Raw genomic sequence first — 1,366 nt, forward strand, 5'->3', positions numbered from 1 at the left:
TGCGTGAGATTGCGTTATGGATGGTATTTTCCTGCAGCAACTGGTCAACGGCCTGACCCTCGGGTCGGTCTATGGCCTGATCGCCATCGGCTACACAATGGTCTATGGCATCATCGGCATGATCAACTTCGCCCATGGCGAGGTTTACATGATTTCCGCTTACCTGGCGGCAATCAGTCTGGCTCTGCTGGCTTACTTCGGTATCGAATCCTTTCCGCTGCTGATGCTTGGCACGTTGATCTTCACCATCGTCGTCACGGCGGTGTATGGCTGGGTCATCGAGCGTGTCGCCTACAAACCCCTGCGTAATTCCACCCGACTGGCACCACTGATCAGCGCCATCGGTATTTCGCTGATCCTGCAAAACTACGCCCAGATCGCCCAGGGCGCCAAGCAACAAGGCGTTCCCACGTTGCTCACAGGGGCCTGGCGTGTCGAGGTCGGTAGCGGTTTCGTGCAGTTGACCTACACCAAGGTGTTCATTCTGGTTGCCGCGTTTGTCGGCATGGCTGCGCTGACCTACATCATCAAGTACACCAAGCTCGGCCGCATGTGCCGTGCAACCCAGCAAGACCGCAAGATGGCTTCGATCCTCGGGATCAACACCGACCGGGTGATTTCCTACGTATTCATCATCGGTGCAGCGATGGCGGCCCTGGCCGGCGTGCTGATCACCATGAACTACGGCACTTTCGACTTCTATGCCGGCTTCATCATCGGGATCAAGGCGTTCACCGCTGCGGTGCTCGGCGGGATTGGCTCGCTGCCTGGCGCCATGCTCGGCGGGATCATCCTGGGGATTTCCGAGTCGCTGTTTTCCGGCCTGGTGAACTCGGACTACAAAGACGTATTCAGCTTCTCGCTGCTGGTTCTCGTTCTGGTCTTTCGGCCCCAAGGCCTGCTCGGCCGTCCTCTTGTGTCGAAGGTGTAAGCGATGTCTTCAACCACTAAAAAAACCATTGATATCAAAAAAAGTCTGGTTGACGCGATTCTTGCCGGCCTCATTGCCCTGATCGTGTTCGGGCCGATTGTCGGCGTTGTGCTCGATGGCTACGGCTTCAACATGGAAACCACCCGGGTGGCATGGATCGTCGCCATTGTCATGGCCGGTCGTTTCGCCCTGAGCTTGTTCCTGCAAACCCCCAAGGGCTTGAGAATCCTTGAAGGTTTTGAAACAACCGGCTCCGGCGTCCATGTATTGGCGCCTGACTACAAATCGCGGTTGCGCTGGATCATTCCGCTGGTAATCGTCATCGCCGTGGTATTCCCGTTTTTCTCCAACTCCTACCTGCTGGGCGTGGTCATCCTCGGGCTGATCTACGTGCTGCTGGGCCTGGGGCTGAACATCGTGGTCGGCCTGGCCGGC

Annotated in this window: 2 protein-coding genes; both read left to right on the forward strand. The window is 57.2% G+C overall.

All coding sequences use genetic code 11. From position 1 onward, the window contains the following. Positions 1 to 16: 16 nt before the first annotated feature. Positions 17 to 931, forward strand: coding sequence for a branched-chain amino acid ABC transporter permease (locus D8V06_RS14545; RefSeq protein ID WP_056852398.1), 915 nt, complete (start codon positions 17 to 19; stop codon positions 929 to 931). A gap of 3 nt (positions 932 to 934) precedes the next feature. Next, positions 935 to 1,366, forward strand: a 432-nt coding sequence (locus D8V06_RS14550) for a DUF3382 domain-containing protein (RefSeq protein ID WP_130931195.1), incomplete at its 3' end; no start/stop codon positions are given.

This window comes from Pseudomonas sp. Sample_24 (genome assembly GCF_004307605.1).
Lineage (GTDB): Bacteria > Pseudomonadota > Gammaproteobacteria > Pseudomonadales > Pseudomonadaceae > Aquipseudomonas.